This window comes from Bacillus sp. SG20033 (assembly GCF_044570195.1).
GTDB lineage: Bacteria > Bacillota > Bacilli > Bacillales > Bacillaceae > Bacillus > Bacillus subtilis.
Genome location: NZ_CP172606.1, coordinates 165,001 through 178,257 on the forward strand (window position 1 = coordinate 165,001; position 13,257 = coordinate 178,257).

At 50.3% G+C, this 13,257-nt stretch carries 1 protein-coding gene, 6 tRNA genes, 8 rRNA genes and 1 pseudogene (1 of these 16 only partly in view); 15 read left to right on the forward strand and 1 reads right to left on the reverse strand.

Annotated elements, in window-relative coordinates; all coding sequences use genetic code 11:
- The 14 genes from ACFVP7_RS00945 to rrf (ACFVP7_RS01010) form a co-directional block, all read left to right on the forward strand.
- A 23S ribosomal RNA gene (locus ACFVP7_RS00945) occupies positions 1 to 191 on the forward strand (it extends 2,737 nt beyond the left edge of the window).
- A gap of 54 nt (positions 192 to 245) precedes the next feature.
- A 5S ribosomal RNA gene (gene rrf, locus ACFVP7_RS00950) occupies positions 246 to 362 on the forward strand.
- 45 nt (positions 363 to 407) lie between these two features.
- A tRNA-Asn gene (locus ACFVP7_RS00955) sits at positions 408 to 482 on the forward strand.
- 2 nt (positions 483 to 484) lie between these two features.
- Positions 485 to 557, forward strand: a tRNA-Thr gene (locus tag ACFVP7_RS00960).
- A gap of 60 nt (positions 558 to 617) precedes the next feature.
- Positions 618 to 692, forward strand: a tRNA-Gly gene (locus tag ACFVP7_RS00965).
- 31 nt (positions 693 to 723) lie between these two features.
- Positions 724 to 800, forward strand: a tRNA-Arg gene (locus ACFVP7_RS00970).
- 27 nt (positions 801 to 827) lie between these two features.
- A tRNA-Pro gene (locus ACFVP7_RS00975) sits at positions 828 to 904 on the forward strand.
- Between the two features lie 8 nt (positions 905 to 912).
- A tRNA-Ala gene (locus ACFVP7_RS00980) sits at positions 913 to 988 on the forward strand.
- A 172-nt stretch (positions 989 to 1,160) separates the two neighbouring features.
- Positions 1,161 to 2,710 (forward strand): 16S ribosomal RNA (locus ACFVP7_RS00985).
- A 170-nt stretch (positions 2,711 to 2,880) separates the two neighbouring features.
- Positions 2,881 to 5,808, forward strand: a 23S ribosomal RNA gene (locus tag ACFVP7_RS00990).
- Positions 5,809 to 5,862: 54 nt separating this feature from the next.
- Positions 5,863 to 5,978: ribosomal RNA gene (gene rrf / locus ACFVP7_RS00995) — 5S ribosomal RNA — on the forward strand.
- 185 nt (positions 5,979 to 6,163) lie between these two features.
- Positions 6,164 to 7,713 (forward strand): 16S ribosomal RNA (locus tag ACFVP7_RS01000).
- Between the two features lie 170 nt (positions 7,714 to 7,883).
- A 23S ribosomal RNA gene (locus ACFVP7_RS01005) occupies positions 7,884 to 10,811 on the forward strand.
- Between the two features lie 54 nt (positions 10,812 to 10,865).
- Positions 10,866 to 10,981 (forward strand): 5S ribosomal RNA (gene rrf / locus ACFVP7_RS01010).
- Together the 16S, 23S and 5S rRNA genes with 6 tRNA genes alongside form the textbook arrangement of a ribosomal RNA operon.
- An 85-nt stretch (positions 10,982 to 11,066) precedes the next feature.
- Here rrf (ACFVP7_RS01010) and ACFVP7_RS01015 read toward each other — a convergent pair.
- Positions 11,067 to 11,444, reverse strand: a pseudogene (locus ACFVP7_RS01015) (MFS transporter); the annotation flags it as partial.
- A gap of 307 nt (positions 11,445 to 11,751) precedes the next feature.
- Here ACFVP7_RS01015 and ACFVP7_RS01020 point away from each other — a divergent pair.
- Entirely contained in the window at positions 11,752 to 13,188 is a 1,437-nt protein-coding gene (locus ACFVP7_RS01020) for a SulP family inorganic anion transporter (protein WP_080528835.1), read from the forward strand.
- The last annotated feature ends 69 nt before the right edge of the window (positions 13,189 to 13,257 follow it).

The window sequence follows — 13,257 nt, forward strand, 5'->3', positions numbered from 1 at the left end:
GCATCGCTGGGTAGCTATGTGCGGACGGGATAAGTGCTGAAAGCATCTAAGCATGAAGCCCCCCTCAAGATGAGATTTCCCATTCCGCAAGGAAGTAAGATCCCTGAAAGATGATCAGGTTGATAGGTCTGAGGTGGAAGTGTGGCGACACATGGAGCTGACAGATACTAATCGATCGAGGACTTAACCACATTTTGAATGATGTCACACCTGTTATCTAGTTTTGAGAGAACACTCTCAATTTGTTTGGTGGCGATAGCGAAGAGGTCACACCCGTTCCCATACCGAACACGGAAGTTAAGCTCTTCAGCGCCGATGGTAGTCGGGGGGTTTCCCCCTGTGAGAGTAGGACGCCGCCAAGCAGATTTATTAATTCTACCATGTTTGTTTATGAAGCTTTATATTATTCCGCAGTAGCTCAGTGGTAGAGCTATCGGCTGTTAACCGATCGGTCGTAGGTTCGAATCCTACCTGCGGAGCCATTGCTTCCATAGCTCAGCAGGTAGAGCACTTCCATGGTAAGGAAGAGGTCAGCGGTTCGAGCCCGCTTGGAAGCTTTATTAAATGTATTATTACCAAGGTTTCTCATAAGGAGAAAGCTTTTTTTATTGCGATATGCGGAAGTAGTTCAGTGGTAGAACACCACCTTGCCAAGGTGGGGGTCGCGGGTTCGAATCCCGTCTTCCGCTCCATTTATCCCAACGGGATATTGTAAATTGAATTGCGCCCGTAGCTCAATTGGATAGAGCGTTTGACTACGGATCAAAAGGTTAGGGGTTCGACTCCTCTCGGGCGCGCCATATCTTTTAATAGAATAGATAGGGAATCGGGAAGTAGCTCAGCTTGGTAGAGCACATGGTTTGGGACCATGGGGTCGCAGGTTCGAATCCTGTCTTCCCGACCATTTTTCATGGGGCCTTAGCTCAGCTGGGAGAGCGCCTGCTTTGCACGCAGGAGGTCAGCGGTTCGATCCCGCTAGGCTCCACCAAAAGTTTTTTAAAAAAGTTGTTGACTTTGAAGAAGTGACGTTGTATACTAATAAAGTTGCTTTAACAAAGCGGACAAACAAAATGATCTTTGAAAACTAAACAAGACAAAACGTACCTGTTAATTCAGTTTTTAAAAATCGCACAGCGATGTGCGTAGTCAGTCAAACTACTTTATCGGAGAGTTTGATCCTGGCTCAGGACGAACGCTGGCGGCGTGCCTAATACATGCAAGTCGAGCGGACAGATGGGAGCTTGCTCCCTGATGTTAGCGGCGGACGGGTGAGTAACACGTGGGTAACCTGCCTGTAAGACTGGGATAACTCCGGGAAACCGGGGCTAATACCGGATGGTTGTTTGAACCGCATGGTTCAAACATAAAAGGTGGCTTCGGCTACCACTTACAGATGGACCCGCGGCGCATTAGCTAGTTGGTGAGGTAACGGCTCACCAAGGCGACGATGCGTAGCCGACCTGAGAGGGTGATCGGCCACACTGGGACTGAGACACGGCCCAGACTCCTACGGGAGGCAGCAGTAGGGAATCTTCCGCAATGGACGAAAGTCTGACGGAGCAACGCCGCGTGAGTGATGAAGGTTTTCGGATCGTAAAGCTCTGTTGTTAGGGAAGAACAAGTACCGTTCGAATAGGGCGATACCTTGACGGTACCTAACCAGAAAGCCACGGCTAACTACGTGCCAGCAGCCGCGGTAATACGTAGGTGGCAAGCGTTGTCCGGAATTATTGGGCGTAAAGGGCTCGCAGGCGGTTTCTTAAGTCTGATGTGAAAGCCCCCGGCTCAACCGGGGAGGGTCATTGGAAACTGGGGAACTTGAGTGCAGAAGAGGAGAGTGGAATTCCACGTGTAGCGGTGAAATGCGTAGAGATGTGGAGGAACACCAGTGGCGAAGGCGACTCTCTGGTCTGTAACTGACGCTGAGGAGCGAAAGCGTGGGGAGCGAACAGGATTAGATACCCTGGTAGTCCACGCCGTAAACGATGAGTGCTAAGTGTTAGGGGGTTTCCGCCCCTTAGTGCTGCAGCTAACGCATTAAGCACTCCGCCTGGGGAGTACGGTCGCAAGACTGAAACTCAAAGGAATTGACGGGGGCCCGCACAAGCGGTGGAGCATGTGGTTTAATTCGAAGCAACGCGAAGAACCTTACCAGGTCTTGACATCCTCTGACAATCCTAGAGATAGGACGTCCCCTTCGGGGGCAGAGTGACAGGTGGTGCATGGTTGTCGTCAGCTCGTGTCGTGAGATGTTGGGTTAAGTCCCGCAACGAGCGCAACCCTTGATCTTAGTTGCCAGCATTCAGTTGGGCACTCTAAGGTGACTGCCGGTGACAAACCGGAGGAAGGTGGGGATGACGTCAAATCATCATGCCCCTTATGACCTGGGCTACACACGTGCTACAATGGACAGAACAAAGGGCAGCGAAACCGCGAGGTTAAGCCAATCCCACAAATCTGTTCTCAGTTCGGATCGCAGTCTGCAACTCGACTGCGTGAAGCTGGAATCGCTAGTAATCGCGGATCAGCATGCCGCGGTGAATACGTTCCCGGGCCTTGTACACACCGCCCGTCACACCACGAGAGTTTGTAACACCCGAAGTCGGTGAGGTAACCTTTTAGGAGCCAGCCGCCGAAGGTGGGACAGATGATTGGGGTGAAGTCGTAACAAGGTAGCCGTATCGGAAGGTGCGGCTGGATCACCTCCTTTCTAAGGATATTATACGGAATATAAGACCTTGGGTCTTATAAACAGAACGTTCCCTGTCTTGTTTAGTTTTGAAGGATCATTCCTTCGAAACGTGTTCTTTGAAAACTAGATAACAGTAGACATCACATTCAATTAGTAATACAAGATATCACATAGTGATTCTTTTTAACGGTTAAGTTAGAAAGGGCGCACGGTGGATGCCTTGGCACTAGGAGCCGATGAAGGACGGGACGAACACCGATATGCTTCGGGGAGCTGTAAGCAAGCTTTGATCCGGAGATTTCCGAATGGGGAAACCCACCACTCGTAATGGAGTGGTATTCATATCTGAATTCATAGGATATGAGAAGGCAGACCCGGGGAACTGAAACATCTAAGTACCCGGAGGAAGAGAAAGCAAATGCGATTCCCTGAGTAGCGGCGAGCGAAACGGGATTAGCCCAAACCAAGAGGCTTGCCTCTTGGGGTTGTAGGACACTCTGTACGGAGTTACAAAAGAACGAGGTAGACGAAGAGGTCTGGAAAGGCCCGCCATAGGAGGTAACAGCCCTGTAGTCAAAACTTCGTTCTCTCCTGAGTGGATCCTGAGTACGGCGGAACACGTGAAATTCCGTCGGAATCCGGGAGGACCATCTCCCAAGGCTAAATACTCCCTAGTGACCGATAGTGAACCAGTACCGTGAGGGAAAGGTGAAAAGCACCCCGGAAGGGGAGTGAAAGAGATCCTGAAACCGTGTGCCTACAAGTAGTCAGAGCCCGTTAACGGGTGATGGCGTGCCTTTTGTAGAATGAACCGGCGAGTTACGATCCCGTGCAAGGTTAAGCAGAAGATGCGGAGCCGCAGCGAAAGCGAGTCTGAATAGGGCGCATGAGTACGTGGTCGTAGACCCGAAACCAGGTGATCTACCCATGTCCAGGGTGAAGTTCAGGTAACACTGAATGGAGGCCCGAACCCACGCACGTTGAAAAGTGCGGGGATGAGGTGTGGGTAGGGGTGAAATGCCAATCGAACCTGGAGATAGCTGGTTCTCTCCGAAATAGCTTTAGGGCTAGCCTCAAGGTAAGAGTCTTGGAGGTAGAGCACTGATTGGACTAGGGGCCCCTACCGGGTTACCGAATTCAGTCAAACTCCGAATGCCAATGACTTATCCTTGGGAGTCAGACTGCGAGTGATAAGATCCGTAGTCGAAAGGGAAACAGCCCAGACCGCCAGCTAAGGTCCCAAAGTATACGTTAAGTGGAAAAGGATGTGGAGTTGCTTAGACAACCAGGATGTTGGCTTAGAAGCAGCCACCATTTAAAGAGTGCGTAATAGCTCACTGGTCGAGTGACTCTGCGCCGAAAATGTACCGGGGCTAAACGTATCACCGAAGCTGCGGACTGTTCTTCGAACAGTGGTAGGAGAGCGTTCTAAGGGCTGTGAAGCCAGACCGGAAGGACTGGTGGAGCGCTTAGAAGTGAGAATGCCGGTATGAGTAGCGAAAGAGGGGTGAGAATCCCCTCCACCGAATGCCTAAGGTTTCCTGAGGAAGGCTCGTCCGCTCAGGGTTAGTCGGGACCTAAGCCGAGGCCGAAAGGCGTAGGCGATGGACAACAGGTTGATATTCCTGTACCACCTCCTCACCATTTGAGCAATGGGGGGACGCAGGAGGATAGGGTAAGCGCGGTATTGGATATCCGCGTCCAAGCAGTTAGGCTGGGAAATAGGCAAATCCGTTTCCCATAAGGCTGAGCTGTGATGGCGAGCGAAATATAGTAGCGAAGTTCCTGATTCCACACTGCCAAGAAAAGCCTCTAGCGAGGTGAGAGGTGCCCGTACCGCAAACCGACACAGGTAGGCGAGGAGAGAATCCTAAGGTGATCGAGAGAACTCTCGTTAAGGAACTCGGCAAAATGACCCCGTAACTTCGGGAGAAGGGGTGCTCTGTTAGGGTGCAAGCCCGAGAGAGCCGCAGTGAATAGGCCCAGGCGACTGTTTAGCAAAAACACAGGTCTCTGCGAAGCCGTAAGGCGAAGTATAGGGGCTGACGCCTGCCCGGTGCTGGAAGGTTAAGAGGAGCGCTTAGCGTAAGCGAAGGTGCGAATTGAAGCCCCAGTAAACGGCGGCCGTAACTATAACGGTCCTAAGGTAGCGAAATTCCTTGTCGGGTAAGTTCCGACCCGCACGAAAGGCGCAACGATCTGGGCACTGTCTCAACGAGAGACTCGGTGAAATTATAGTACCTGTGAAGATGCAGGTTACCCGCGACAGGACGGAAAGACCCCGTGGAGCTTTACTGCAGCCTGATATTGAATGTTGGTACAGCTTGTACAGGATAGGTAGGAGCCTTGGAAACCGGAGCGCCAGCTTCGGTGGAGGCATCGGTGGGATACTACCCTGGCTGTATTGACCTTCTAACCCGCCGCCCTTATCGGGCGGGGAGACAGTGTCAGGTGGGCAGTTTGACTGGGGCGGTCGCCTCCTAAAAGGTAACGGAGGCGCCCAAAGGTTCCCTCAGAATGGTTGGAAATCATTCGCAGAGTGTAAAGGCACAAGGGAGCTTGACTGCGAGACCTACAAGTCGAGCAGGGACGAAAGTCGGGCTTAGTGATCCGGTGGTTCCGCATGGAAGGGCCATCGCTCAACGGATAAAAGCTACCCCGGGGATAACAGGCTTATCTCCCCCAAGAGTCCACATCGACGGGGAGGTTTGGCACCTCGATGTCGGCTCATCGCATCCTGGGGCTGTAGTCGGTCCCAAGGGTTGGGCTGTTCGCCCATTAAAGCGGTACGCGAGCTGGGTTCAGAACGTCGTGAGACAGTTCGGTCCCTATCCGTCGCGGGCGCAGGAAATTTGAGAGGAGCTGTCCTTAGTACGAGAGGACCGGGATGGACGCACCGCTGGTGTACCAGTTGTTCTGCCAAGGGCATCGCTGGGTAGCTATGTGCGGACGGGATAAGTGCTGAAAGCATCTAAGCATGAAGCCCCCCTCAAGATGAGATTTCCCATTCCGCAAGGAAGTAAGATCCCTGAAAGATGATCAGGTTGATAGGTCTGAGGTGGAAGTGTGGCGACACATGGAGCTGACAGATACTAATCGATCGAGGACTTAACCACATTTTGAATGATGTCACACCTGTTATCTAGTTTTGAGAGAACACTCTCAATTTGTTTGGTGGCGATAGCGAAGAGGTCACACCCGTTCCCATACCGAACACGGAAGTTAAGCTCTTCAGCGCCGATGGTAGTCGGGGGTTTCCCCCTGTGAGAGTAGGACGCCGCCAAGCAATTGCACATTAGTGTGATTTTTAAAAAAGTTGTTGACTTTGAAGAAGTGACGTTGTATACTAATAAAGTTGCTTTAACAAAGCGGACAAACAAAATGATCTTTGAAAACTAAACAAGACAAAACGTACCTGTTAATTCAGTTTTTAAAAATCGCACAGCGATGTGCGTAGTCAGTCAAACTACTTTATCGGAGAGTTTGATCCTGGCTCAGGACGAACGCTGGCGGCGTGCCTAATACATGCAAGTCGAGCGGACAGATGGGAGCTTGCTCCCTGATGTTAGCGGCGGACGGGTGAGTAACACGTGGGTAACCTGCCTGTAAGACTGGGATAACTCCGGGAAACCGGGGCTAATACCGGATGGTTGTTTGAACCGCATGGTTCAAACATAAAAGGTGGCTTCGGCTACCACTTACAGATGGACCCGCGGCGCATTAGCTAGTTGGTGAGGTAACGGCTCACCAAGGCGACGATGCGTAGCCGACCTGAGAGGGTGATCGGCCACACTGGGACTGAGACACGGCCCAGACTCCTACGGGAGGCAGCAGTAGGGAATCTTCCGCAATGGACGAAAGTCTGACGGAGCAACGCCGCGTGAGTGATGAAGGTTTTCGGATCGTAAAGCTCTGTTGTTAGGGAAGAACAAGTACCGTTCGAATAGGGCGATACCTTGACGGTACCTAACCAGAAAGCCACGGCTAACTACGTGCCAGCAGCCGCGGTAATACGTAGGTGGCAAGCGTTGTCCGGAATTATTGGGCGTAAAGGGCTCGCAGGCGGTTTCTTAAGTCTGATGTGAAAGCCCCCGGCTCAACCGGGGAGGGTCATTGGAAACTGGGGAACTTGAGTGCAGAAGAGGAGAGTGGAATTCCACGTGTAGCGGTGAAATGCGTAGAGATGTGGAGGAACACCAGTGGCGAAGGCGACTCTCTGGTCTGTAACTGACGCTGAGGAGCGAAAGCGTGGGGAGCGAACAGGATTAGATACCCTGGTAGTCCACGCCGTAAACGATGAGTGCTAAGTGTTAGGGGGTTTCCGCCCCTTAGTGCTGCAGCTAACGCATTAAGCACTCCGCCTGGGGAGTACGGTCGCAAGACTGAAACTCAAAGGAATTGACGGGGGCCCGCACAAGCGGTGGAGCATGTGGTTTAATTCGAAGCAACGCGAAGAACCTTACCAGGTCTTGACATCCTCTGACAATCCTAGAGATAGGACGTCCCCTTCGGGGGCAGAGTGACAGGTGGTGCATGGTTGTCGTCAGCTCGTGTCGTGAGATGTTGGGTTAAGTCCCGCAACGAGCGCAACCCTTGATCTTAGTTGCCAGCATTCAGTTGGGCACTCTAAGGTGACTGCCGGTGACAAACCGGAGGAAGGTGGGGATGACGTCAAATCATCATGCCCCTTATGACCTGGGCTACACACGTGCTACAATGGACAGAACAAAGGGCAGCGAAACCGCGAGGTTAAGCCAATCCCACAAATCTGTTCTCAGTTCGGATCGCAGTCTGCAACTCGACTGCGTGAAGCTGGAATCGCTAGTAATCGCGGATCAGCATGCCGCGGTGAATACGTTCCCGGGCCTTGTACACACCGCCCGTCACACCACGAGAGTTTGTAACACCCGAAGTCGGTGAGGTAACCTTTTAGGAGCCAGCCGCCGAAGGTGGGACAGATGATTGGGGTGAAGTCGTAACAAGGTAGCCGTATCGGAAGGTGCGGCTGGATCACCTCCTTTCTAAGGATATTATACGGAATATAAGACCTTGGGTCTTATAAACAGAACGTTCCCTGTCTTGTTTAGTTTTGAAGGATCATTCCTTCGAAACGTGTTCTTTGAAAACTAGATAACAGTAGACATCACATTCAATTAGTAATACAAGATATCACATAGTGATTCTTTTTAACGGTTAAGTTAGAAAGGGCGCACGGTGGATGCCTTGGCACTAGGAGCCGATGAAGGACGGGACGAACACCGATATGCTTCGGGGAGCTGTAAGCAAGCTTTGATCCGGAGATTTCCGAATGGGGAAACCCACCACTCGTAATGGAGTGGTATTCATATCTGAATTCATAGGATATGAGAAGGCAGACCCGGGGAACTGAAACATCTAAGTACCCGGAGGAAGAGAAAGCAAATGCGATTCCCTGAGTAGCGGCGAGCGAAACGGGATTAGCCCAAACCAAGAGGCTTGCCTCTTGGGGTTGTAGGACACTCTGTACGGAGTTACAAAAGAACGAGGTAGACGAAGAGGTCTGGAAAGGCCCGCCATAGGAGGTAACAGCCCTGTAGTCAAAACTTCGTTCTCTCCTGAGTGGATCCTGAGTACGGCGGAACACGTGAAATTCCGTCGGAATCCGGGAGGACCATCTCCCAAGGCTAAATACTCCCTAGTGACCGATAGTGAACCAGTACCGTGAGGGAAAGGTGAAAAGCACCCCGGAAGGGGAGTGAAAGAGATCCTGAAACCGTGTGCCTACAAGTAGTCAGAGCCCGTTAACGGGTGATGGCGTGCCTTTTGTAGAATGAACCGGCGAGTTACGATCCCGTGCAAGGTTAAGCAGAAGATGCGGAGCCGCAGCGAAAGCGAGTCTGAATAGGGCGCATGAGTACGTGGTCGTAGACCCGAAACCAGGTGATCTACCCATGTCCAGGGTGAAGTTCAGGTAACACTGAATGGAGGCCCGAACCCACGCACGTTGAAAAGTGCGGGGATGAGGTGTGGGTAGGGGTGAAATGCCAATCGAACCTGGAGATAGCTGGTTCTCTCCGAAATAGCTTTAGGGCTAGCCTCAAGGTAAGAGTCTTGGAGGTAGAGCACTGATTGGACTAGGGGCCCCTACCGGGTTACCGAATTCAGTCAAACTCCGAATGCCAATGACTTATCCTTGGGAGTCAGACTGCGAGTGATAAGATCCGTAGTCGAAAGGGAAACAGCCCAGACCGCCAGCTAAGGTCCCAAAGTATACGTTAAGTGGAAAAGGATGTGGAGTTGCTTAGACAACCAGGATGTTGGCTTAGAAGCAGCCACCATTTAAAGAGTGCGTAATAGCTCACTGGTCGAGTGACTCTGCGCCGAAAATGTACCGGGGCTAAACGTATCACCGAAGCTGCGGACTGTTCTTCGAACAGTGGTAGGAGAGCGTTCTAAGGGCTGTGAAGCCAGACCGGAAGGACTGGTGGAGCGCTTAGAAGTGAGAATGCCGGTATGAGTAGCGAAAGAGGGGTGAGAATCCCCTCCACCGAATGCCTAAGGTTTCCTGAGGAAGGCTCGTCCGCTCAGGGTTAGTCGGGACCTAAGCCGAGGCCGAAAGGCGTAGGCGATGGACAACAGGTTGATATTCCTGTACCACCTCCTCACCATTTGAGCAATGGGGGGACGCAGGAGGATAGGGTAAGCGCGGTATTGGATATCCGCGTCCAAGCAGTTAGGCTGGGAAATAGGCAAATCCGTTTCCCATAAGGCTGAGCTGTGATGGCGAGCGAAATATAGTAGCGAAGTTCCTGATTCCACACTGCCAAGAAAAGCCTCTAGCGAGGTGAGAGGTGCCCGTACCGCAAACCGACACAGGTAGGCGAGGAGAGAATCCTAAGGTGATCGAGAGAACTCTCGTTAAGGAACTCGGCAAAATGACCCCGTAACTTCGGGAGAAGGGGTGCTCTGTTAGGGTGCAAGCCCGAGAGAGCCGCAGTGAATAGGCCCAGGCGACTGTTTAGCAAAAACACAGGTCTCTGCGAAGCCGTAAGGCGAAGTATAGGGGCTGACGCCTGCCCGGTGCTGGAAGGTTAAGAGGAGCGCTTAGCGTAAGCGAAGGTGCGAATTGAAGCCCCAGTAAACGGCGGCCGTAACTATAACGGTCCTAAGGTAGCGAAATTCCTTGTCGGGTAAGTTCCGACCCGCACGAAAGGCGCAACGATCTGGGCACTGTCTCAACGAGAGACTCGGTGAAATTATAGTACCTGTGAAGATGCAGGTTACCCGCGACAGGACGGAAAGACCCCGTGGAGCTTTACTGCAGCCTGATATTGAATGTTGGTACAGCTTGTACAGGATAGGTAGGAGCCTTGGAAACCGGAGCGCCAGCTTCGGTGGAGGCATCGGTGGGATACTACCCTGGCTGTATTGACCTTCTAACCCGCCGCCCTTATCGGGCGGGGAGACAGTGTCAGGTGGGCAGTTTGACTGGGGCGGTCGCCTCCTAAAAGGTAACGGAGGCGCCCAAAGGTTCCCTCAGAATGGTTGGAAATCATTCGCAGAGTGTAAAGGCACAAGGGAGCTTGACTGCGAGACCTACAAGTCGAGCAGGGACGAAAGTCGGGCTTAGTGATCCGGTGGTTCCGCATGGAAGGGCCATCGCTCAACGGATAAAAGCTACCCCGGGGATAACAGGCTTATCTCCCCCAAGAGTCCACATCGACGGGGAGGTTTGGCACCTCGATGTCGGCTCATCGCATCCTGGGGCTGTAGTCGGTCCCAAGGGTTGGGCTGTTCGCCCATTAAAGCGGTACGCGAGCTGGGTTCAGAACGTCGTGAGACAGTTCGGTCCCTATCCGTCGCGGGCGCAGGAAATTTGAGAGGAGCTGTCCTTAGTACGAGAGGACCGGGATGGACGCACCGCTGGTGTACCAGTTGTTCTGCCAAGGGCATCGCTGGGTAGCTATGTGCGGACGGGATAAGTGCTGAAAGCATCTAAGCATGAAGCCCCCCTCAAGATGAGATTTCCCATTCCGCAAGGAAGTAAGATCCCTGAAAGATGATCAGGTTGATAGGTCTGAGGTGGAAGTGTGGCGACACATGGAGCTGACAGATACTAATCGATCGAGGACTTAACCACATTTTGAATGATGTCACACCTGTTATCTAGTTTTGAGAGAACACTCTCAATTTGTTTGGTGGCGATAGCGAAGAGGTCACACCCGTTCCCATACCGAACACGGAAGTTAAGCTCTTCAGCGCCGATGGTAGTCGGGGGTTTCCCCCTGTGAGAGTAGGACGCCGCCAAGCAAGCTTAAACCCAGCTCATTGAGCTGGGTTTTTAATTTTATATCTGTGCCGATTTGCTTTCGTCAGTATCCATTTCATCAAGCTTCTACTTTTTAAAGTTTTCTAATACTTTTGAATTCCAATACAATCTCAGCTTGATCAACATGAGAATCATAAATAATCAAAATGCAGTTTGTACGAGAGACTCATCCAGACTCCATCCGACTGCGATTGGCAGGATAGAGCCGCCAATCCATTGGCAGCGAGCAGCATGCCTGTCGTTTGTTCTGTTTTTCCATGATAAAATTGATTGGTGACAATTAAGATAATGGCGAACATGCCGGCCATAAATAAGTCCTAAGAAAAAACTTAGAATAATCCCTGCAAAAGTTGTTTTATTGATTGCCAAAATACAGAGTTAAATGAGGCCGCTCATATTTATCAGCCTGAGATAATGATGATAGGTTATTTTTTCGGAAACCGGCTCGGATTGCCAAATGAGAGAAAAGATATTACTGTCATTAAAACGATTCTTGGTTTCATCCGGATATGATAAAATGTCTCAGACTATATTTGAGCCATTTTTTTCTTCAGCAATCATCTTGCGTAATTGATAAAAATTTATTATGATACTCTTTGTATGACAACTCCTTGCCTCAATACAATATACTCAACGTTTCCCCGTTTTCCCCGGTCGTTTTTCTTTTCATTTTCTCCCGTAAAATAAAAAAAGCTCCCAATACAATAGATATGGTGCGGATTTATTTTTTACTAAAAAGGAGTCGTTATATTTGAATAATAGTTTTACATTAAAACAGCAATGGTTCGGGAATATCCGAAAAGACATTCTTGCTGGCATTTTAGTTGCGTTAGCGTTAATACCTGAAGCGATTGGCTTTTCTATTATAGCGGGTGTGGATCCGATGGTCGGTCTTTATGCGTCATTTTGTATCGCCATTATTATTTCTATTTTTGGCGGCAGACCTGGCATGATTTCAGCTGCGACAGGCTCAATGGCAGTCGTTATGGTGTCGCTGGTTGCTGATCATGGGCTTCAGTATTTATTTGCGGCTACGATTTTGACTGGCATTATTCAAGTGATTTTAGGTATCAGTAAAATTGCAAGATTAATGAAATTCATCCCGCGTTCTGTGATGATCGGGTTTGTGAATGCGCTGGCGATCCTTATCTTCTCTGCGCAGCTTCCCCAGTTTGAAGGTGCTTCTTGGAGCATGTATGCGATGCTTGCCGGGTCGTTGGTTATTATTTATGTGCTGCCAAGGTTTACGACTGCTGTTCCGTCTCCGCTTGTGGCAATTATTGTGATGACAATTATTGCGGTCACTTTCCATGTGGATGTGCGGACGGTTGGTGATATGGGCAATATTTCTAGTTCATTGCCTCATTTCTTAATCCCTGATGTTCCGTTTACCTTTGAAACACTGCAAATTATTTTTCCTTATTCAATTGCTTTAGCGTTTGTCGGGTTGCTTGAATCTTTGCTGACAGCGCAGATTATTGATGAAATGACGGATACGGACAGTGATAAAAATAAAGAGAGCCGCGGACAGGGAATTGCGAATATCGTGACTGGATTCTTTGGCGGAATGGCAGGCTGCGCTATGATCGGACAATCTGTCATTAATACAAAAGCGGGCGGTCGCGGACGTTTGTCAGCATTTGTTGCCGGTGCTTTTCTGATGTTTTTAATTGCGGTGTTAAGTCATGTCGTGGTGAAAATCCCAATGGCGGCGTTAGTAGCTGTAATGGTTATGGTGTCTGTCGGCACTTTTGATTGGTCTTCTTTAAAAGGTCTCAAAAAAGCGCCGCTCACGGACTCGATTGTCATGGTTGTGACTGTGGTTACGGTTGTTGTGACGGATGACTTATCTAAGGGTGTATTTGTCGGTGTTCTTTTAAGTGCCGTGTTCTTTGTGGCAAAAATCTCGAAGCTGAAAATCGTTTCTCATGCAGAGGATCAAAAGCTTAGAACGTATCAAGTGAAGGGGCAAATCTTTTTTGCGTCAGTGACGGATCTTGCAAATGCGTTTATATATCAAGAGGATATTGAGCGGGTTGTGATTGACTTAACTGAAGCTCACGTATGGGACGATTCTGGAGCGGCCGCACTTGATAAGATTGTTGCGAAGTTTAAGGAACAAGGCATTGAAGCTGAGTTAAAAGGTTTGAATAAAGCGAGTAAATCTCTAATGAAACAGATGGCATAAAATAGAGAAGCCCAGATGAATGAGATCTGGGCTTTTTTATATAACATACACTTAAGCAGCATTGATATA